Raw genomic sequence first — 21,445 nt, 5'->3', positions numbered from 1 at the left:
GGAGAGAAATATGAAAAAAACAACAATACGGAAGATGGCACTGGGATTGACCGTTACCCTTGGCCTGGGGATGCTTTTTTCTGGGTGCAGCCTGGTATCTGTTAATCCTGAGCGCGACAGTGCCCAGACGATGATGACCATCGACGGCACGGATATCACAAAATCCAATTATAATAATGCATTGGCCTATGCTGAAATGTACTACGCAGCCAATGGGACGAGCCTTCCCACCGGATCGGATTTAAAGACCATGAAGAAACAGATCTTTGACGGGGTGGTGCAGACCCAGGTTTTGGCAGCCAAGGCCAAAAAAGATGGCCTGAAGGTTGATGAAGCCGCCGCGAAGAAAACTGGGAAGTCTTCCTACGATAGCATTAAAAAAGAAGTGGATAAAAAATACAACAGTACCTTAAGTAATAATAATACAAATGATGAATCCTTTGCGGCATATATGGAAGATAATGCCGTCACCAGTGCTTACGCAGATAAATGTTTGACCGCCTACACCGACAGCGTGGAAAAAAATCCCGATGATTATCTTAAAACATCTCTGGGAACGGTGGATGGCACGGATGTCACCCGGGGTGAATACAATTATCATTACATTGGGCAAACCTTGACGGCTTATTATACCACCGGAGCAGCCCTGCAAACGGATGATGCCACCATGAAGAAAACCAATGAGACCATCTTCAAGAATATTGGGACGGCCAATGGGATGATCAAATACTGTGAAGAAAACAACATCGAAATCAGTGACGATGCCATAAAAACGGCCCAGAAGACCCTGCAGTCAACGGTGGATATGTTTTTCAGCGACGAAAGCTCTTTATCGGATTTCTTAAAAAACTATGAGCTGACGGTGTCTAAGTATAAAGAGTATCAGAAGCAGGAAGCCAAGGGCAACGCGGCGGAAGCGGCCATTAAGCAAAAGATGGTGGACGACATTACCGTTACCGATGCTCAGATCAAAAGCTATTACGAAAAGAATAAAAACACCTATGATACCAGCACGGTATCCGCCTGCCATATCCTCACAAAGAATAAGGACCTGTCCGATGAAATCTATCAGAAGGCCAAGGACTGCAAAACCAAGGAAGAATTCCAGAAGGTGATGGATGAGTATAAAAACAACAGTGAGGTCACCGAAGACACGGATTTAGGCAGCTTTAACCGTGCCAAGATGGTGGAGGCCTTCTCCAATAAAGCTTTTAGCATGGATGTGAATACCGTGGGAGGTCCGGTCAAGACCGATTATGGCTATCATGTTATTTTCGTTTACGACAAGAAGGACGGCACCACCACCTGGGAGGACAATAAGGATGCCATCACCCAGGCCATTAAGGATGAAAAGGGTGGAGCAGCCTTTGATAAATACAAAAAAAAGCTTACCGATGGTCTGAAGGTTGATATTGGTGAGATTAAAACCATTAGCGAAGACTATGTGGACACCCTAAAATCAGAACTGAATGTAAAAGTGAATGAAAAGGTTATGGATTAAGGGCACAAAAAAAGAAAATAATTGGGCTGCCGCATTCTGTGTTTCGATGCGGCAGCCCCTTTTAACGGATTTAAGGGAATTGACGTGTCTAATACGGGAGGTATTGAGTGAGTAATAGTAAAAGTAAAGCCAGCGGTTACTTAAAAGGCGCAACCATCCTGGCTGCGGCAGGAATCCTATCCCGGATGTTGGGGTTGTTTTATAAAGTACCGCTGTATCATCTGGTGGGCAGCTATGGCAACGGGATTTACGGCAATGTTACCAGTATCTACAATACCCTGCTGATGGTTTCCACCGTGGGTCTCCCTGTGGCCATCTCCATCATGATTTCTGAGAGCGTGGCCATTGGCGATTTTCGGGGGGCCCGAAGTATCTTTCGGGTGTCCACCCTGGCCCTCTGCCTTTTAGGGGCGGTATCAACACTGTTTTTATTTATTGGGGCAGATTTCCTCATTGGGGTGTCCCATTGGCCCCAGGAAAGCTACCCGTCCATTATGGCCATCGCCCTGGCTCCTTTTATTATCTCCGTCTGCTCAGCCTTTAGAGGCTACTTCCAGGGGTATCAGATTATGACTCCTACAGCCATCTCCCAGATCATCGAGCAAATCATCCGGGTTGGCCTTGGGGTTTTTCTAGCCTGGTTCTGTATCCATAATGGCTACGGCGTGGGTATGGCCGTGGGGGGGGCCGTTATGGGGGCTACCGTTGGAGGCTTTTTTGCCGCCATCTTCCTAGGGTACACCTTCTGGACCTTTACCGCTGCCAATAAGGAGAAATTCTCCCATCAGCTGGTCAAACCCCGGATGGATACCGGGGAGATTTTAAAGCGGCTATTGTACATCTCCATTCCCGTTACCCTGACCAGCTCCATTGTATCCCTTTTTGCAACCGTGGATTCTATGATTTATATCCCGAGACTTCTGCTGGCTGGGATTGATAGCTATACCGCCACCACCATGTTTGGGGATTATACCAATGTGGATACCCTCATTAATGTTCCTTTGGTCATTTCCGGCAATCTGGCAGTGGCCATGATTCCTGCTATTTCTGAATCCTTCGCCCTGGGGGATAAAAAAACCATGAATGCCAAAATTGATATTGCCATCCGTTTGGTGGTGATGGTCGCCTTGCCTTGCTGCATTGGCTTATCGGTATTATCCTATGGCATTTTTGATTTGCTGTTTCCCGGCTCTGAGTACGGTGGCGGGATGATGCAGGTTTTTGCCTATGCAACTATTTTTATGATGCTGTCCAATATTTTCCAGAGCATCCTCCAGTCCATTAACCGAATGCGGGTACCCCTCATTAACCTGGCCCTGGCCGCCGTCATCCGCATTGGGAGCTGCTGGATATTCCTGGCCATTCCAGCCATCAATATCTACGGCATCGGTCTTTCCTCCCTTATTACCTTCGTGCTCCTCACCGTGGCCAATTACCTCTTTGTCAAGCGTTTTACCGGTGTGCGCATCCACTGGGGACAAACGGTCATCAAGCCCTTGGTGTCTTCGGCAATTATGGGGCTGGTCACCTGGGGAACTTACACCGCTATCCGTGCCCTCCTTGGCAATGTAGCCGGCCTGCTGGTTTCCATGGTGGCATCTATCTTGGTTTACGCCTTTGTGATGCTGCTCACCGGAGGCATTGGAGCAGAGGAGCTCTCGGCCCTCCCTGGTCAGAAATTCATCATGCCTGTTTATAAGAAGGTAGAGGGACTGAAAAGACGGCTGCGGGCGTAGGTGTGGAGTAGTTCGTCCTGAGGTGTTCGTCCCTTGAGCGATGCGGCAATGGGGCGGCTTTTCGCGGATGGTGGTCGGCAGGGGAGCTAGTGGCGAATTGCGGGGAGCTGGACATATGCTTTCACTCCGTCTGCTTGCGGATTCGGACAGGGTATGTTACCGAAACTGCTGCGCACTTTCGAACATACACCTGTTCGCCCCGATGCAGACTTACGTGAAAGATATGTCCATCTCCCCTTTGTTTGTTTGTGTTGCCGACGCTATAGCTTCTTCTGCCCCGTTCGTCCCAGTATACTAAGGGTGTCCGTAGATTGTATGCCAGTCACTGCGACCTTGAGGCGAACAGGCGTAGCCTGTACGACGAGCGGGAGCATGACTGTTATACAATCTGCGAACAGCCGCCCCATTGCCACCATATTTAGCGGACGAACATCTTACACCTACACAGCCCTTACCAAGGGGCGTTTTTTGAAAGGAACCCATCATGATACATATAGCAGGCCTTGGCCCGGGGAATCCGGACCAATTGACCAAGGAAACCATTGACTTATTAGGCAGCGGCCGTCCTGTTTATCTGCGCACGGCCATCCATCCCACTGTGGCCTGGCTCAATGCCCGGCAAATCCCATACACCGCCTTTGATGACTTGTACGATACCCTGCCGACCTTTGAGGCTGTGTATGGGGCCATTGTATCCGCCTTAGTGGCGGCAGGAACTGAGGATATTGTCTATGCTGTACCCGGCAATCCACTGTGTGGCGAGTCCACGGTAATGATGTTGCTTAAGGAGTGCCAGAAAGTGGGGGTTGAGACGTGCTTGTACAGCGGGGTCAGCTTTATCGATGCCTGTATGGCCGCAGTGGTCCACGATCCGGTGGCAGGACTGGCCATTCTGGACGCCTACGCCGTGGTGGCGGGGACCCAAAAGCCTGGCCCTTCTTCCGCTGCCCTGATTACCCAGGTTCACAGCCCCCATATGGCATCGGAAACCAAGCTGGCCTTAATGGATATCTATGCAGATCATGTCGAGGTTGCCTTGATCCAGTCGGCGGGCACCCCCGATGAAGTCACCCGTTGGCTGCCCCTTTACCAGATGGATAGGGAGTTTGTGGATCATCTGACAACATTGTATATTCCCGCTCAGCCCAAGAGTCTAAGGGATTATACCAAACTTTTATCCATTATGGAGACGCTACGTGCCCCTGGTGGGTGTCCCTGGGATCGGGAGCAGACCCATGAATCCCTCAAGCAGTATTTGTTAGAAGAGACCTATGAGGTGATTGATGCCATCGAAGCGGATGATTTGGACAATTTAGTAGAGGAGCTGGGGGACCTGCTGCTCCAGATTGTTTTCCACGCCCAATTAGGGAAGGAAGAGGGACTCTTCACCATGAACGATATCATTGAGGGCATCAATGAAAAGATGGTGCGGCGCCATGTGCACATCTTTGGGGATGCCCAGGCAGAAACCGGCGAAGATGTGGAAAAAATTTGGGCTGCGGTGAAGCAGCGTGAGAAAGGGTATGATAGCCTTTCCGAGGAAATGTCCGGGATTCCAATGGCTTTTCCCGCCTTGTTGAGAGCCTACAAAATTCAGTCTAAGGCTGGAAAAGTCGGTTTTGATTGGGGAAATCCCCAGGATGCCTTGCCCAAGGTGGCCGAGGAGATGGCTGAGGTTGAGGAAGCCTTGGCAGCAGGGGAGGAATCTCACATCACCGAAGAAATCGGAGACCTTCTATTTGCTGCGGTCAATGTCGCCCGTTTAGCCGGTGTTCAGCCCGAATTAGCCTTAAATGCGGCAGGAATAAAATTCATTCAACGCTTTAAAGACATGGAGAAAATGGCAATGGCGGAGGGTCAGAATTTGGAAAATTACGATCTGGCTGGTCTGGATACCCTATGGGAACAGGCAAAAGCCTTAAAAAGGGAATAAAAAAGGGCGAGAATGGCCAAAAAACCCAGAAAAAGCTTGTTTTTTGTGTTCTGGCGGGCTTATAATTAGTAGCATAATATTTCTGTGATAATTTGGAGGGATAGTAATGAACAAATCAGAGTTAGTATCAGCAATGTCAGAAAAATCCGGTTTATCGAAAAAAGATTCCGAAAAAGCTTTAGCGGCATTTATGGACTCCGTAATGGAAGCCTTAAAGAAGGATGACAAAGTTGCCTTAGTAGGATTTGGCACCTTTGATGTACGGGAACGTGCAGCAAGAACTGGTTTGAATCCGAGAACAAAAGAACCCATTGAAATCAAAGCTTCCAAAGCACCCGCCTTCAAAGCAGGCAAGGCATTCAAAGATTCATTAAACTAGGAACACATAAGCCGGGGCATCTGCTCCGGCTTTCTATTTATACCAGCAAAGTGCAGCCAAGGAGGTGACACAATGCGCGTCGATAAGTTTTTAAAAAACGCCCGACTCATTAAGCGTCGGACCGTGGGAAAGGCAGCCTGCGATGGTGGACGAATCACCATTAATGGAAAAGAAGCCAAGCCGGGAAGCAAGCTCAAGGTGGGGGATATCCTTACCATTGCCTACGGCAACGGGGAGCAGACGGTGGAGGTCTTACAGCTTTTAGAGCATGCCCCCAAGGATAAGGCAGAGGAAATGTACCGGGAGATATAACCCATGAAAGCCAAATTTCAACATTTCTGTCGATGGATTTATAAGCAGCGGGCGACACTCTTGACAATCTTTGTTATTGGTGCAGTCCTTCTGTTTCTTTTCGGTCAGAACTTCTACAAAATCTACCAGTTAGAGAAGCAAAAGGGGGACCTTCAGTCACAAATCACCCAGGAAGAAGAGCGGGCAGCGGAGCTAAACGAGGCCAATAATCAAATTGGTTCCAAATCCTATGTGGAGTACATTGCAAGAAAGTATTTGCGCCTGTACTACCCCGAAGAGAAGGTCGTCGTAACGGTACCCGAAAATAAAGACGGTCAGAATACCCAAGAAGAGCAAAATAAGGGAGAGAATACCACTCAGGAAGGAGAAACCCAATGAGTGAACGAAGTAGTGCAATACCCCCAAAAAACCGGGGAAATCGAGCGGTCATCGATATTGGCACCAATTCAACAAGGTTGCTCATTTTCCGTCAGGATGAAGAGGGGAACCTGGTACGGGTCAATAAATCTGTACGATACACCCGAATGGGCCAGGATGTCGGTGCCACTGGTAGTCTTCACCCCGATGCCATGAAACGCAATATGGATGCCTTGGCAGAGTACAAGGCTATTGCAGAGGATTATGGGGTAAAGGATTATTATATCTTCGGAACCAGCGCGATGCGGGATGCTGACAACACAGGCCAATTCATCAACAGTGCAAAGGAAAAGTTGGGCCTGGATGTCGTGGTGGTATCCGGTGAACAGGAGGCAGCCTACGGATTTATCGGGGCATCCCAATGCTTTGAGGACCCAATCCTTATCTTTGATATCGGAGGGGGGAGTACGGAGTTAATCTATGGAGAAGGGAAAACCCTGGACCGGATGGTCAGCCTTAATATGGGGTGTGTCCGTGGAACTGAGGCCTTTATCCATCAGGACCCGCCGACTGACGGGGAACTGGATGCCCTAAAAAAGGATACGTCTGGAAAGCTCATGGATGCCCTGGGTGCCTTTAAAGGGGCCCGGCCGAAGCATCTTATTGGAATTGGCGGAACAGCAACAACTCTATCAACCATCGAGCAGGGTTTAACGGTGTACGATAGCCAGAAAGTCCACGGCAGTTTGATCACCCGGGAGTCCCTGGGGCGAATTATCAATCGACTAGCCTCTATACCCTTAGAAGAGCGCCGGCAGATTGCGGGGCTTGAGGCAAAACGTGCCGATATTATTATCGCAGGGGCCTGCATCTTAGAGCAGATTTTAGCGGCAACTCAGGAGGATGCGTTTATTGTATGCGATTATGATAATCTGGAGGGCGCGGCTTACAGTGCTTTTTTAGAATAGTTGAGTATGGCGGACAAGTGTTGGTATGTACAAGGAATGACGAATTTGAATAGATTTATTAAAAAAAATGATATTTTTTTAAAAAACGTGTTGACAGATGAGGTTTCACAGTGTATACTAATGCTTGTCCTTTGAGTGAGGGACGGCAACGGAACGCCGGAGTGGCGGAACTGGCAGACGCACAGGACTTAAAATCCTGCGATCCTTTTCGATCGTATCGGTTCGATTCCGATCTCCGGCACCACTTAATTTAATACTTTTTAACATCGCGGGGTGGAGCAGTTTGGTAGCTCGTCGGGCTCATAACCCGGAGGCCGTAGGTTCAAATCCTGCCCCCGCAACCAATTTTTTTAATGGCGGCGTAGCTCAGTTGGCTAGAGCATACGGTTCATACCCGTAGTGTCAGCGGTTCGACTCCGTTCGCCGCTACCATTAATATTAAAATGGCCCCTTGGTCAAGCGGTCAAGACACCGCCCTTTCACGGCGGTAACGGGGGTTCGATTCCCCCAGGGGTCACCATTGAATTCTTAAAATTACTGGTGGAAGCTTGCTTTCAACCAGTTTTTTTATACGTTCGTTCAGCGTTGCAGAATCCAACCAGGAATGGAAAAGGTATGACGATGAAGGAAAAAGTACACGCTTATATTAAGAAACATCAGATGATAAAGGCTGGTGATTCTGTACTGGTCGGAGTTTCCGGCGGGGCAGATTCACTGGCCTTGTTGCATTTTTTATCCCAGAGCCGGGAGGATTTAGGGATACGCCTGGGTGTGGCCCATCTTCACCATGGTATGCGGGGAAGCGTGGCAGATGGCGATGCCGCTTTTGTGGAGGCTATGTGCCATTCTCTGGATGTACCCTTTTACGGTGGATTTGTAGATGTCCCGGCCTTGGCCGGGGAGGACAAGGTGGGGGTTGAAGTTGCCGGGCGCCAGGCACGGTATGCTTTTTTCAGAGAAATCATGGATAAAAAAGGTTTTACCCGATTGGCCACCGCGCACCACTTGGACGATCAGGCTGAAACCGTCCTGATGCGCCTCATTCGGGGAACCGGTATGGTCGGGGCCGCGGGGATTCCCGCAGTGGATGGGCAAAAAATTCGTCCCTTTCTATGTGTGACCCGGGAAGAAATCGAAGCTTATTGTAAGGTTTATCGTTTAGACTATCGTCATGACTGCACGAATGATGACTACGCCATGACCCGGAACCGACTGCGTCATGACATCATTCCCCAGTTAAAGACCATCAATCCCCAGGTGGCTAAGCACCTGGCTGCCTTTGCGGAGGAGGCGTTAGATTATGAGGCTGTGGTGGAGGATCAGGTCGCATTATGGGGAAGCCGGCACTTTGTTATTGGCGCTGATGGTTGGCTGTATTACGATCTGGAATGCTTTTTACGGGAGCCCCCCTTTATACGGAGCAAGCTTTTGCGGGCGGCCATCCTGGAAGCGACCGGAACCCTGATGGATATAGGGCGGGTCCATATCCAGAAGGCCTGTACCTTTTTGTCTGAGAAAATCGGAAATGGTGAGATTCAATTGCCTCGGGGTATCGTGGTTCGTAAAGATTATCAACGTGTGCTGGTGGGGATTCCAGAAGCACAGGAAGATATCGTTTCTATGGAGGAAGTGAGCATTTCGACTGAAAGGCCCGGCGTTTATGAATTGAATGGCTATCGCTTTACAGTGGATGTGATGCTTTTGCAAGACTTAAAAATGTTGCAAAAAAAGAAAATTAGTAGTGAAATTTTCATTGACTATGGTAAAATTAAAGATAATCTTGTGCTAAGAACACGAAAAGCTGGGGATGTTATTGCATTGCCCGGAATGCAGGGAAGAAAGAAAATCAAATCCTTTTATATCGATCGAAAGCTTCCCCGGGCAGAACGGGATCGCCTGCCGTTATTAGCCATGGATGAGGAAGTTCTCTGGGTCCCTGGTTATGCGGTGAGTCGAAATCTAGGCCCGGAGGGTGGGTTGCCAAAAATTTTATGGATGAAGATGGAGAAAGTGTAGTGAACAAAGATGTTGAACGAATACTGTTAACGGAAGAAACGTTAAGCAAGCGCGTTCGGGAAATGGGCCAGCAGATTTCCAGGGACTTCTGTGGTCGGTCCGTTTTGGCCATTTGTATTTTAAAGGGAAGTGTGGTTTTCTTCTCAGACCTGATTCGTCAGATTGAGGGAGATGTACAAATCGCCTTTATCAGTGCCGCCAGCTACGGTGCCGGGGCGGAGAGCTCTGGCGATGTGAAGGTAACAGAGATTATGGAGATTCCCATTGATGGCCGTGATGTCATCATCGTCGAGGATATCGTGGATTCTGGTCATACTCTGGCCCGCATCCGGGATGCCTTTGACAAAAAGGGCGCCTCCAGTGTGACAATCTGTACCCTGCTCGATAAACCGGAGCGGCGCGAGATACCAGTGGCGGTTGATTATTCCGGGTTTACCATTCCCAATGAATTTGTGGTGGGTTATGGCCTGGATTATAATCAATGCTATCGGAATTTGCCCTATGTGGGCATCCTAAAAAGAGAAGTGTATGAATAAGGGCTGAGTTCTTACTGGTGCAGCCAGGAGGAAGACAGCAAATTGAAAGGAGTGTGAATATTGAATAAATATCTGAAGATGATTGGATTTTATCTGATGATCCTGCTCATCATCATTTTGGCGGTTTCATTTTTGAACCCCATGAAATCCGAAGTGAAGGATTTAACCTATAGCCAACTGCTCAATGAGCTGGCGGGCAAACAGGTTGCTGAAATTAAGATCGATGGCTCAAAGGCCACCGGGAAGTTATCCTCTGGAGAACAGTTTAGCGCAATCGTTCCGGAATACACCATTGATACCGAGGTTAGTCAGTATATTTTGGAAAACCCCAGTATGAAGGTGGAAATTGCGGAAGATCAGAGCTGGTGGGTATCCCTGATTCCCTCGGGAATCCTCATCATCATGCTGATTGTGTTCCTGGTTATGATGTCCCAGCAGACCGGAGGCGGCGGAAAGGTGATGAGTTTTGGGAAAAGCAAAGCCCGAATGCACACCGATGCTGACAAGAAGGTCACCTTCGCCAATGTGGCAGGGGCTGATGAGGAAAAGGAGGAATTGGCTGAAATTGTCGATTTCCTCAAGGCACCAGAGCGCTATAACCGTTTGGGTGCCCGTATTCCAAAGGGCGTGCTACTCGTGGGCCCTCCGGGGACCGGTAAAACGCTTCTGGCCCGTGCTGTCGCCGGTGAAGCCGGGGTTCCCTTCTTCATCATTTCGGGTTCAGACTTTGTTGAAATGTTCGTTGGTGTCGGGGCGTCCCGGGTCCGGGATTTGTTTGAAAATGCCAAGAAGAATGCGCCCTGTATTATTTTCATTGATGAAATCGACGCTGTAGGCCGCCATCGTGGTGCCGGCCTGGGTGGCGGTCACGATGAACGGGAGCAGACCCTGAACCAGCTGCTGGTGGAAATGGATGGCTTCGGCGTGAACGAAGGGATCATTATCATCGCGGCAACCAATCGTCCGGATATCTTAGATCCTGCCCTGTTGCGGCCTGGCCGCTTTGACCGTCAGGTCATGGTGGGAGTGCCGGATGTCAAGGGCCGTAAGGAAATCCTGGATGTCCATAAAAAGGATAAACCTTTGGATTCGACGGTAAACCTGGAAGTCATTGCCAAGGGTACCCCTGGTTTTACCGGGGCAGACCTGGAAAACCTGATGAATGAAGCCGCACTGTTGACCGCCCGGAAGAAGGGGCATACCATCACCATGACGGAGCTGGAAGAGGCCATTAAACGGGTCATTGCCGGTCCGGAAAAGAAGAGCAAGGTTGTGGTGGAATCCGACCAAAAGATTACGGCTTACCATGAAGCGGGCCACGCCATCGTGATGGAGTATCTCCATAACGGGGAAGAGGTCCATGAAATTTCCATTATTCCCCGGGGAATGGCTGCTGGTTATACCATTTCTTTGCCCATGGATGATAGCCAGCATATGTCCAAGGGGATGCTCCTTGACCGCATTGCAGGGCTTTTAGGCGGCCGTGCTGCTGAAAAGGTTGCCCTGGATGATATTTGTACTGGGGCCTCCAATGATATTGAACGGGCCACAGGCATTGCAAGGAAGATGGTCACTGAATGGGGCATGAGCGATCACTTAGGACCCATGACCTTCGGCCATGACGACGGCGGTGAGGTATTCCTGGGCAGAGACCTGGGACGCAGCCGTAATTACAGCGAAGAGGTCGCTGCAGTCATTGATAAAGAAATCCGAAACATTGTCGAAACGGCCTTTAATCGCGCTTGTGATATCCTGACTGAGAAAAAAGACAAACTTGTCCAGATTTCTGAGGAATTATTGAGAGTCAACACCATCACCGGAGACGAATTCCGGGCGATGTACCAAACTGAAGAGATATTAGAAGGGGTCGTTGACGGGTCGGCAACATTTGCCACACCCAATCCCGAAGTTTAAAGAAAAGGGTATATAAATTTGATGGATAAGGCACATGATTTAGTGACGAGCCGGCTGAAGGTCGGTATGGAATTAAAAAAAGATTATACGGTAACCCGTTCTGAAACTGCAAAGACGGTGGGAAGCGGAGGATTGGAGGTCTTAGCGACCCCCATCCTGGTTTCCTGGGTTGAAAATGCAGCCTATGAAATGGCCTCCCTCTGCCTCCCGGATGAGGCCACCACCGTCGGCGTCAATGTCAATGTGGATCATATTGCAGCGACACCGGTGGGAATGAAGGTCCGGGTGAAGGTGTTTTTGAAGGAAATTGACAGCCGAAAGCTGACTTTCGAGGTCGAGGCCTGGGACACCACCCAAAAGGTCTGCCAGGGAAGCCACCAGCGCTTCGTTGTGGAGACGACCCGTTTTATGGGGAAGGTTCTTAAAAAACGTGAGCAGGCGGCAAAGGAATAATCAGCTAAGGAAAAGGAACTATGATTTTAGTCGTTGACGTTGGGAATACCAACACAGAAATCGGTGCCTTTCAGGGGGACAAGGTCCTCTGCTCCTGGCGCTTTATGACGAAGACACCACGGACCTCCGATGAATTTGCGGTGGTATTCCGTGGGTTCTTCCAAAATGATGGATTGGACTGCAAAAGGGTAAAAAGCGTCATTGTATCATCGGTGGTGCCGAATGTTATGTATTCTATGGTCAACGGCCTGAAAAAGGTCTTTGGCATTGACCCCATGATGGTGGGCCCCGGCATTAAGACGGGTATGTCCATCCTGACCAGTGATCCATCAGAGGTGGGGGCTGACCGTATTGTGGATGCGGTGGCCGCTTACACCATCTACGGTGGCCCCTCCCTGATACTGGATTTTGGAACCGCTACGACCTACGATTATGTAGATCGCAACGGTGCCTTTGTGGCAGAAGTGACCTCACCGGGGATTCAGATTTCAGCGGAGGCTCTCTTTCGGAATGCCGCCCAACTCCCCAATATTGCCATTACGAAGCCCGGTAGTATTTTAGCCAAGGATACGGTGACCAGTATGCAGGCTGGACTCGTCTATGGCTATATCGGCCAGGTGGATTATATTATCAGTAAGATGATCCAAGAAACCGGAGAGCCGGATATGAAGGTCATCGCTACGGGCGGTTATGGCCGGATGTTTTTGGAAGAGGTTAGCCGGATTGACGTGTTCGATCCCCAGCTGGCCCTGAAGGGACTTAAAATTATCCACGATAAAAACATAAAGCATAGGAGAATGTCATGAAAATTGGAGACATCGTCCTTAAAAACCAAATATGTTTAGCACCCTTGGCAGGTTATACTAACCTGCCTTTTCGTTTGCTTGCCTGTGAATATGGGGCAGCAGCGGTATTCACTGAAATGATTAGCGCCAAGGGTCTGTATTACAAGGACCCCAAGACCGCCTCCTTAATGGCGACGGACCCAAAGGAGGCTCCGGCTGGTGTCCAGATTTTTGGATCAGACCCCGGAATCCTGGAGGAGGTGGTTGAGCGGTATATCAATCCCAGTCCCTTTGCCTTTCTGGATTTCAACGCCGGATGTCCGGCTCCTAAAATTGTGAAGAATGGGGATGGGTCTGCCCTGATGAAGAACCCTAAGCTGCTGGGTGACATTGTGGAGCGGATGAAGAAGGTCAGCACCAAGCCCGTCATTATCAAAACCCGAATTGGCTGGGATGATGATTCCATCAATATCCGAGAGGTGGCGGAGGTTATCGAAGCCGCGGGTGCCGATGCCCACACGATCCACGGACGTACTCGGGAAGCCTTTTATCAAGGGAAGGCCAATTGGGAGATCATCGCAGACGTTAAACGCCACAGTCGGGGAATCCCCATTATTTTAAATGGAGATATCAGAAGTGCAGAGGGGGCGAAGATCGCCCTGGAATCTACGGGCTGTGATGGCTTGATGATTGGCCGGGGCGCGGTGGGGAATCCCTTTATTTTCAAAGAGATCAATCAGTATTTGGAAACCGGCATCCTGCCGGCGCCACCCACACCAAGAGAAAAGATCAATGCCGCTCTGGCTCACACAAAAAGCCTCTCCATATTGGGCTTTGAGCCTGCAGGGGTAAAGGAAATGCGCAAGCATCTGGTGGCCTATACCAAGGGATTACGCCACGCCACCGAGCTGCGAAATGCTGTCTTTAAAACGGAATCCCAGGCAGATATTACCCGCTTGCTAGAGAACTATTGGCAGGAAAATTACAGTGATGAATGAAACCATTAAAGCGTCACAGCATATCGATGTTTATAACGTCTCGGGAAAAAGCATAGCGGTGATGGACGAACACCAATACGCCATTCTCTTTTGGGGAACAGCCGCCCTGGACCTGGGGAAACCCCTTGTTTTAATCAGCATCGACTATCACCCCGACACCAACCCACCCTTCTGGATGATGGCCTATCAAAAAGCAGTGGCCATTGATCCAGAACGGGCGGACGCGTTGGTGTCCCCCATGGGAGAAGCCATGCTGGCCCGGATTCAAAGGGAGGATCTTGAATCCCTGGAGGCGGTCATGTCCCGGATGAATAATGACGAGCAGATCAACACTGCCATGGCCCTTGGGTATTTATCCGATTATCATATGTTAAACGCGATGGAGAAGCATGTTTACCCCACCGGTCATCACTATCTGATTCCTCCGGGCAAGGTGGGGGATCTTTCCGATGGCATGTTTAAGTCTGCCGGCTTTGAGACAGCGGTATTGGGTCAGCCTTATATTCTGGATATTGATTTGGATTATTTTATGGAGGCTGATAATTTAAAGCTGGGGAGGGACCATCAGTGTTTCAAAGCCCTGGTCCAGGAGGCCCACTCCATCACCATCGCCCGGTCTAAAAAGTACTTTGATTATCTGCGTCGCGATAAAACCTATGATTTAGAGCAGTGTGAGAGGGATTTATTAAAGGTCCTTGAGTCGCTGCTTCAATGGGATTAACCATCTTCGGATGGTTTTTTCTTTTTTTGAAAAAGGGATTGACAAGGGAGGGGAAAGGCTGTATTATTGTATTAAGTTATTAATACAATAATACAGAGGAGGTTCCCATGGAATGGCACATTGATTCTGATCGGCCGGTTTATCGCCAGCTGATTGATCAGATTAAAATAGGCATTATTGCCGGGGTATTTGCCCCGGGTGAAAAGCTGCCATCAGTGAGGGAGTTGGCCGGACAGGCTGCGGTTAATCCTAATACGATGCAGCGGGCTTTAGCAGAGATGGAGGGAACGGGACTGGTTTATGCCCAGCGAACCAGTGGACGATTCATTACGGAGGATATTGGGATGATTAAAGAAGTAAAATACGGGGTTGCTTTAAAGGAAATTGAGGAATTTTTAGAAAAGATGTCGCAGCTTGGCTTCACAAAGAAAGATGTTGTTCAGCTTATCGGGGAAATGGAAGGGGTACAATCATGAATGATAATCTACTCAGTTGTATCGGTCTGACCAAGCGCTTCGGCAATCAGACAGCATTGGATGATTTAACCCTGAATATCGGAAAGGGGCGAATCGTCGGGCTGTTGGGGCCCAATGGATCGGGAAAAACCACTTTGATCAAGTTGGCAACGGGGCTGCTGACGCCCACCGAAGGAACCATCCTGATCGGCGGGGAGGTTCCATCAGTGGAGACAAAGGCCCAGGTATCCTACCTGCCCGAACGCACCTACTTTCATGAATCTATGACAGTGCCTCAGATTATCACCTTCTTCTCCGATTTTTATCAGGATTTTGAAGCAGCCCGAGCCATGGAAATGGTTAAGGACCTTGGCATTGACATGACAGCAGCCCTTAAAAATATGTCCAAGGGAACCAAGGAAAAGGTGCAGTTGATTATGGTAATGAGCCGTCGAGCGAAGCTCTATTTACTGGATGAACCCATTGGTGGTGTGGACCCAGCGGCCCGGGATTATATCTTGAATACCATTATTGGGAATTATAATTCGGAGGCGACGGTGGTCATTTCAACACACCTGATTGCAGATGTGGAAAAGGTGCTGGACGAAGTTATCTTCATTCGCAATGGGAATTTTGTGCTGCAGGAAAGCGTTGATGATATCCGTGAAAAACGTGGGTGCTCGGTGGATACATTGTTTAGGGAGGAATTCAGATGCTAAAGAAGTTACTAAAATATGAAGTAAAGGATACGGCACGGTATATGCTGCCCCTTTATGGTCTGCTTGTTGTATTGGCTGTACTTAATCGGATATTTATTGCCATTAATCTTGATCCCAATACCCTGGCAATGGGGTTGACCCTGGGTCTGGCGATGACGTTATACATCATCGCTGCCGTCGCCGTGTTCGTCATTACCTTTATTTTGATTATTTACCGTTTTTATAAAAATTTACTGACAGATGAAGGCTATCTAATGTTCACACTCCCAGTGTCAACCTGGCAGCATATTCTATCGAAGATGCTTGTTGCAATGATGTGGATTGTGGCATCCACCATTGCGTTCACACTATCCATCTTCATTATGATTTTAAATGGAAATGATCTAATGGTTATGCTGAGTACCATCGGGGAGGTATTCCAGGCAGTAGGCTCTGAATTCGGTATTGCCGGTTATTTTCTTGGCTTTGAACTCCTGTTGGTCTTTGTGGTGAATATATTAGCAGAAGTTTTACATTTATATTTTGCCATTACCCTGGGCCAGTTGTTTAATAAAAATCGAATTTTAGCAGCCATTGGGGCTTATGTTCTGATCAATATTGTACTGCAGATTCTTGGAACGATTGCTGTATTTGTGATGTCCTTTAATATTGAAGGGCTAGTCTGGCAAATTTCCAGCCCGGTGGATGCTATGCCGGCGATGATTGGTGTGTTGGGGTTGCTCTTCTTCATCGGCGCAGCACTGTCAGCAGGTTGCTTCTTTGGGTCGAATTATATTTTAAAAAACCGTCTCAACCTGGAATAAATTCAGCGTAAAAACTGCACGATTTTGCGAAGAAAATGCTTCACAAGGAAAAGGGAATATGTTAAAATACAAGTATTGATAAGATCTCACTTGATTCAAGTGATTCCATAAAAATTTTCATTTCTTTTCCTTATTTTATGAAAAACACCATCGGTTTCCGATGGTGTTTTTCATATGTCAGCCAAAAAAGTTTAGATAAAAAACATAAAAGGACCGTCTAAGGAACGTTGTTCCAAGGATTTAACCAATTGGGCCAGGGTAACACTTTCGAGGGCGCTGCGCAATTGGTCATCGAGAAAATCAAAAACACATTCCCGCATGGTGGCTTCCACCAGGGGAGCCGCTTCTGAAACACTGTCCTCAGTGGGCTCAAAGAGAACCTGCTCCACCGCCGTTAAAATTTCATAGGCATTAATCTGGGGGGCCGGACGACTGAGACGGTACCCGCCCTGGGCGCCCTTGATAGAGGTTACCAGTTTTCCCCGTTTAAGGAGGGCAAAAACTTGTTCCAGATAAATTTTAGAGAGGCCTAGCTTTTCTGCAATGACAATAACCGGAGTACAAAGGTCTTGGGTTGATTCCTGGGCGAGGGTAATCATGGCAGCAAGACCATAACGCCCCTTGGCAGAGATACGCATAATGATCCTCCATTTCATAGTAATATTATATGTTTTATTATGACTTATTATATAGAAAGATTCCTTAAGGGTCAAGAGGGGATACCGGGGAGATTGGGAATATGGTATAATTAAAAAATATTAATGAAAAGGAACACTGTCATGAAAGCTCTATATAAAGATACCTATAAAGAGATTTGGAAATCTAAAAGCCGCTTTTTGTCCATCGCCATTATCATTGCATTGGGGGTTTGCTTCTTTTCTGGGATTAAAGCCACCAGTCCCAGTGAATTGACCACGGCGAATACGTATTTTAAAAATCAGGACTTGATGGATATCCATCTGGTGTCCACCTGGGGCTTTACAGATGCAGATATTAAGGCGTTAGAGGATACTGCGGCGGTATCCCAGGTGACGGCGTCCTATTCCACGGATGTCATTGTGGATAAGGGAGAAAAACGTCCGGTGTTCAAGGTCATGGCAGTCCCTGGACAGGGGCAGCAAAATCAGCCGCTGCTCATTGAGGGACGGATGCCCCAGACGGATTCAGAATGTGTGGTAGAGAAGAGCAAACACAGTGAGTACACCGGTTCCAATTACGCCATTGGGGATATCATTACCATGCCCGAGGATCAAGGGGAGGGCAAAAGGTCATCCGATACCCTGTCCCACAACACCTATACCATTGTAGGCTTTGTCCAAAGCCCCCTCTATGTCTCCATTGAACGGGGAAGCACCTCCATTGGAAGTGGGGATATTGCCATGTATATGATGGTGCTGCCCCAGGTGTTTAAAACCGAGCGATTTACGGATGTCTACATTAAATCTCAAAAAGCCTCCCAGGAGCTGGGATATTCCAAGGCCTACGACGATGCCGTAGAAGCACTGGAGGATTCCTTAAAAGAGGTGGGGGATCAGCGGCTAAAGGATAATTACGACCAGATTAAAAACGATGGCACCCTGGAAATCAATAAAGGAAAGCGGGAGCTGGCCGAAGCACGCCAGACCTTCGATACCGAAATTGCCAAGGCCCAGGCAACCATTGCTGGTTCAGAAGCTAAAATTGCGGATAGTGAGGCGGAGCTGGCAAAGGGGTGGGAGCAATATCGCAGAAAAATGGCAGAGGGGGAGGCAACTCTGGCGGCCAGTAAAGCTGAGCTGGAGTCTGGTGAGGAACAATACGCCCAGGGTCTGGCGGCCTTTGAAGCCGGCCGGGAGGCCTACGATGCGGGAATGGCCCAGTACGAGTCCCTTAAAGCCAATGAAAAGCAGCTGGCCGATGGTTTAACGACCTTGGATACCACCCTTGAGGGACTCAAAGCCCAGCTGAAAACCCTAACGCCGGGAACTCCGGAATATATCCAGCTGGAATCCCAGATTACGGCGTTGAGCGAACAGCAGAAAACCCTGGCGGCCCAACTAGCTGATGTCCAAAAAGCCATTAAGGCACTGGATGCGGGAACCGTCGCCCTAAAGCAATTGGAGGCAAGCCGTGCTCAGTTGGATGCCGGATGGGCAGCTTATAACCAGGGTGTGGCCCAGCTTGAGGAGGGTCGCCAAAGCGGTGCGGCCACCCTGGAGGCGGGAGAAACGGCCCTGGCCCAGGGGAAAGAGCAATTGGCCCAGGGCAAGGCTGAGCTTGAAACCAAGCGGGCCGAAGGGGAGCAGCAGCTGGCCGATGCCCAGACAAAGATTGACGATGCCCAAAAACAGCTGGATGATTTGACCCTGGGGAAATGGTATGTCTTTAACCGGAATGATAATCCGGGATACACCAGCTATGGGGAGGATGTTAAACGGATTGATAATCTGGCCAACGTATTCCCCCTCTTCTTCTTACTGGTTGCAGTGTTGGTTTCCTTTACTACCATGACCCGGATGGTTGAGGAGCAGCGCCTTGAAATTGGAACGCTAAAGGGACTGGGGTATTCCCGGAGCCAGATCGCCTTTAAATACGTGATTTATGCGGCTACAGCGGCGGGTATTGGGAGCGTCGTCGGTGCAATCTTTGGGGTGAATGTGTTGCCTCGGCTGATTGTGTCGGCCTACAGCCTGTTGTATCAGGTGCCGGATCTGATTATCGATATTCCCTGGGGGATGGTTATTGCCAGCATATTGGGGGCCATTGCCTTTACCGTTGGAGCGGCGGAGCTGGTGACCAACATGGAGCTGCGCCATGCCCCAGCCCAGTTGATGCGCCCAAAGGCCCCTCGGGTGGGGAAACGGATATTACTGGAGCGAATCAAGTTCCTTTGGACTCGTATGGGTTTTATCTCCAAGGTGACCGCCCGGAATATCTTTCGGTATAAGGCCCGTTTCCTTATGACGGTTATCGGCATTGCCGGATGTACCGCCCTGATTTTAGCGGGTTTTGGTCTCCAGGATTCCATCTTTTCCATTGTGCCCCGGCAGTTTGAGGAGATTTCCATTTTTGATGGGACCCTTGGGCTGAAGGAGGAAGGGACGGTTGCAGATAAGGCTGCCTTTATGGATCGCCTCAAAAAAGATGCGAATATGCAGGATGCCATGCTGGTTAAGGTTTCTAAAATGAATATGGAACCCGTTGGAGGAAAATACTCCAAGGGAGCCTATGTGAGTGTACCCTCTAATCCCAAGGCTTTAGGGGACTTTGTGGTTCTCCGACACCGCCAGGGGCAGGCCGCGGTATCCCTGCCAGAGACGGGGGCCGTCATTACAGAAAAAATGGCTGGGGACCTTGGAATAAAGACTGGGGACGAAATCCAAATTTATGCGGATGATACGGAATATACGACGACGGTGTCGGATATTGTGGAGAATTATATTGAAAACTATGTGTATCTTTCGCCAGAGGCCTACCAAAAAGCCACTGGGAAAGCGCCGGCCTATAATGCGGCGTACTTTAATTTAAAATCCACTCAGGCGGCAGATGAGGAAGCCTTTGCATCCCGTTGGCTGTCAGGGGGGGATGTGGCCACGATTTCCAACACGACGAATATTGTAAAAAATTCCAACGATACCATGAGTAGTTTGAATGTGGTGGTCATTGTCATGCTGGTATCCGCCGGGGCCCTGGCCTTTGTGGTGCTGTATAATCTGACCAATATCAATGTGTCCGAACGGGTACGGGAAATTGCTACCATTCGGGTTCTGGGCTTTTATGATCGAGAGGTGGATAATTATATCTTCCGGGAGAATATCGTGCTTTCCCTCATTGGGATGATCTTTGGGCTAGGCCTGGGGGTGGTGCTCAATGGCTATATTTTAAATACGGTGGAAACTGATGTGGTGATGTTTCCCCGGGGCATCGACCCCACCTCCTATCTCTATGCCTGTCTGTTTACCATGGGCTTTACCCTCATCGTAAACTTTGTCATGCGACCGGTGATTCGTCGGGTGGATATGGTTGAGTCCTTGAAGAGTATTGAGTAGATGGAAAAGGAAAAGGACCGGCAAGTGCCGGTCCTTTTGAGTGTAAGGGAGGGGGGCGGTAGGGTAAGCTCTCAGTAAGGGGCGGGCAGGCGGACATATGCCGTTTGTTCCGTCCACTTGCGAATTCGGACAGGGTGTGTTACCGAAACCGCTACGCGCTTTCGAACACATGCCTGTCCGCCCCGATGTGGACTTACACAAAGGATATGTCCACCTACCCTTTGGTTGTTGGTACCGCCGCGGCAGTAACCAGACTTCCCCGTTCGTCCGAGAAAATTCAGGCTGTCCGATTGGTAACTTAAGGGAGGGGAAGCAGTTTAGATACGTGAGCGGAGGATCCCCTGCGGGCAGTACATTGCAATTCTTAGAGAGCTGTTATGTCAACCCGCCCAAAACCATATCAAACCCGTAGGGTTTGCGCCCTGCCGACTGAGGGGTTACGCTGTATTCGTCAGCGCCTGGGGTCCGAAGCGAATTGGAATTGTCAATAAAAGTTTAGTCCCATCGGCAAGGAGAATTATGCAGCAACAGTACAGTGGTAAAGTGCCCGCTTAGAGAGCGGCGGGAGACCATCGTTGGTGCTGTAAATCCGACGATGATTATAGTATTGGATATATCTAAAGATAATCGTCTTGACCATCTCCTGGGTCATCTTCATCGTATCAATACGATAAAGTTTTTCTTTCTTGAGCGTTGCGAAAAAGCTCTCCATCCGGGCGTTATCATAGCATCGACCAACACTGCTCATACTTTGGATTGCGCCCTTTGCAGCCAATGCGGTTCGGAAGGCTGTGCTTGTAAATTGCGACCCACGATCCGAGTGAAGGATCA

At 49.1% G+C, this 21,445-nt stretch carries 20 protein-coding genes and 4 tRNA genes; 22 read left to right on the top strand and 2 right to left on the bottom strand.

Annotated features, from left to right (window positions below):
* The first annotated feature begins 10 nt into the window (after nt 1-10).
* The 21 genes from BLW33_RS10845 to BLW33_RS10745 all read left to right on the top strand — a co-directional run bounded on the left by BLW33_RS10845 (nt 11) and on the right by BLW33_RS10745 (nt 16,586).
* Nucleotides 11-1,501 (top strand): SurA N-terminal domain-containing protein, encoded by a 1,491-nt coding sequence (locus BLW33_RS10845; RefSeq protein WP_090308729.1) that lies wholly within the window; start codon nt 11-13, stop codon nt 1,499-1,501.
* A gap of 107 nt (nt 1,502-1,608) precedes the next feature.
* Nucleotides 1,609-3,237 (top strand): putative polysaccharide biosynthesis protein, encoded by a 1,629-nt coding sequence (locus tag BLW33_RS10840; protein ID WP_090308727.1) that lies wholly within the window; start codon nt 1,609-1,611, stop codon nt 3,235-3,237.
* Between the two features lie 484 nt (nt 3,238-3,721).
* Nucleotides 3,722-5,170, top strand: coding sequence for a bifunctional methyltransferase/pyrophosphohydrolase YabN (yabN, locus tag BLW33_RS10835; protein ID WP_090308725.1), 1,449 nt, complete (start codon nt 3,722-3,724; stop codon nt 5,168-5,170).
* Nucleotides 5,171-5,276: 106 nt separating this feature from the next.
* Complete coding sequence (locus tag BLW33_RS10830; protein ID WP_090245914.1) at nt 5,277-5,549, top strand: HU family DNA-binding protein; 273 nt, start codon at nt 5,277-5,279, stop codon at nt 5,547-5,549.
* A 72-nt stretch (nt 5,550-5,621) separates the two neighbouring features.
* Nucleotides 5,622-5,861 (top strand): RNA-binding S4 domain-containing protein, encoded by a 240-nt coding sequence (locus BLW33_RS10825; protein ID WP_090245915.1) that lies wholly within the window; start codon nt 5,622-5,624, stop codon nt 5,859-5,861.
* A gap of 3 nt (nt 5,862-5,864) precedes the next feature.
* Nucleotides 5,865-6,239 carry an FtsB family cell division protein gene (locus BLW33_RS10820; RefSeq protein ID WP_090308722.1) on the top strand — a complete coding sequence of 125 codons (375 nt, stop codon included), beginning with the start codon at nt 5,865-5,867 and terminating at the stop codon, nt 6,237-6,239.
* The gene (locus BLW33_RS10815; protein WP_090308720.1) at nt 6,236-7,186 is read left to right on the top strand and encodes a Ppx/GppA phosphatase family protein; all 951 of its coding nucleotides are present in this window, start codon (nt 6,236-6,238) and stop codon (nt 7,184-7,186) included. Before BLW33_RS10820 ends, BLW33_RS10815 begins: the two co-directional genes overlap by 4 nt.
* A 155-nt stretch (nt 7,187-7,341) precedes the next feature.
* A tRNA-Leu gene (locus BLW33_RS10810) sits at nt 7,342-7,430 on the top strand.
* A 23-nt stretch (nt 7,431-7,453) separates the two neighbouring features.
* Nucleotides 7,454-7,530 (top strand) — tRNA-Met (locus BLW33_RS10805).
* 11 nt (nt 7,531-7,541) lie between these two features.
* Nucleotides 7,542-7,618 (top strand) — tRNA-Met (locus tag BLW33_RS10800).
* Between the two features lie 13 nt (nt 7,619-7,631).
* Nucleotides 7,632-7,706, top strand: a tRNA-Glu gene (locus BLW33_RS10795).
* A gap of 101 nt (nt 7,707-7,807) precedes the next feature.
* A complete protein-coding gene (tilS, locus tag BLW33_RS10790) occupies nt 7,808-9,202 on the top strand; it encodes a tRNA lysidine(34) synthetase TilS (RefSeq protein WP_176966705.1) in 1,395 nt (464 codons plus the stop codon).
* Nucleotides 9,202-9,738: a hypoxanthine phosphoribosyltransferase gene (gene hpt / locus BLW33_RS10785; RefSeq protein WP_090245923.1), complete on the top strand. Its 537-nt coding sequence runs from the start codon at nt 9,202-9,204 to the stop codon at nt 9,736-9,738. Before tilS ends, hpt begins: the two co-directional genes overlap by 1 nt.
* Before the next feature lie 60 nt (nt 9,739-9,798).
* A complete protein-coding gene (gene ftsH / locus BLW33_RS10780; RefSeq protein ID WP_207647829.1) occupies nt 9,799-11,652 on the top strand; it encodes an ATP-dependent zinc metalloprotease FtsH in 1,854 nt (617 codons plus the stop codon).
* Nucleotides 11,653-11,673: 21 nt separating this feature from the next.
* Entirely contained in the window at nt 11,674-12,105 is a 432-nt protein-coding gene (locus BLW33_RS10775) for a thioesterase family protein (RefSeq protein ID WP_090308715.1), read from the top strand.
* A gap of 20 nt (nt 12,106-12,125) precedes the next feature.
* Nucleotides 12,126-12,911, top strand: a complete 786-nt coding sequence (locus BLW33_RS10770) for a type III pantothenate kinase (protein ID WP_090308713.1) — start codon at nt 12,126-12,128, stop codon at nt 12,909-12,911.
* A complete protein-coding gene (dusB, locus tag BLW33_RS10765) occupies nt 12,908-13,888 on the top strand; it encodes a tRNA dihydrouridine synthase DusB (RefSeq protein WP_090308711.1) in 981 nt (326 codons plus the stop codon). The genes BLW33_RS10770 and dusB overlap by 4 nt, the downstream gene beginning before the upstream one ends.
* Nucleotides 13,881-14,609, top strand: coding sequence for a hypothetical protein (locus BLW33_RS10760; protein WP_090308708.1), 729 nt, complete (start codon nt 13,881-13,883; stop codon nt 14,607-14,609). Before dusB ends, BLW33_RS10760 begins: the two co-directional genes overlap by 8 nt.
* 107 nt (nt 14,610-14,716) lie before the next feature.
* Nucleotides 14,717-15,085: a GntR family transcriptional regulator gene (locus BLW33_RS10755; protein WP_090308707.1), complete on the top strand. Its 369-nt coding sequence runs from the start codon at nt 14,717-14,719 to the stop codon at nt 15,083-15,085.
* The gene (locus tag BLW33_RS10750; protein ID WP_090308704.1) at nt 15,082-15,783 is read left to right on the top strand and encodes an ABC transporter ATP-binding protein; all 702 of its coding nucleotides are present in this window, start codon (nt 15,082-15,084) and stop codon (nt 15,781-15,783) included. Before BLW33_RS10755 ends, BLW33_RS10750 begins: the two co-directional genes overlap by 4 nt.
* On the top strand, nt 15,777-16,586 hold the full coding sequence (locus BLW33_RS10745) for a hypothetical protein (RefSeq protein ID WP_090308702.1): 810 nt from the start codon (nt 15,777-15,779) through the stop codon (nt 16,584-16,586). The genes BLW33_RS10750 and BLW33_RS10745 overlap by 7 nt, the downstream gene beginning before the upstream one ends.
* Before the next feature lie 191 nt (nt 16,587-16,777).
* Here the strand turns inward: BLW33_RS10745 and BLW33_RS10740 are convergent, their stop codons facing one another.
* Entirely contained in the window at nt 16,778-17,224 is a 447-nt protein-coding gene (locus BLW33_RS10740; RefSeq protein ID WP_090308699.1) for an RrF2 family transcriptional regulator, read from the bottom strand.
* A 141-nt stretch (nt 17,225-17,365) separates the two neighbouring features.
* Between BLW33_RS10740 and BLW33_RS10735 the strand changes: the two genes are divergently transcribed.
* Complete coding sequence (locus BLW33_RS10735) at nt 17,366-20,614, top strand: FtsX-like permease family protein (protein ID WP_176966704.1); 3,249 nt, start codon at nt 17,366-17,368, stop codon at nt 20,612-20,614.
* Nucleotides 20,615-21,131: 517 nt separating this feature from the next.
* Here the strand turns inward: BLW33_RS10735 and BLW33_RS10730 are convergent.
* A partial coding sequence (locus BLW33_RS10730) for an integrase core domain-containing protein (RefSeq protein ID WP_176966703.1) occupies nt 21,132-21,445 on the bottom strand: 314 nt, incomplete at its 5' end.

Source organism: Eubacterium aggregans, from assembly GCF_900107815.1.
GTDB lineage: Bacteria > Bacillota > Clostridia > Eubacteriales > Eubacteriaceae > Eubacterium_O > Eubacterium_O aggregans.
The sequence above is the reverse complement of the archived record's forward strand: the minus strand, read 5'-3'. Positions and strand labels throughout refer to the sequence as shown.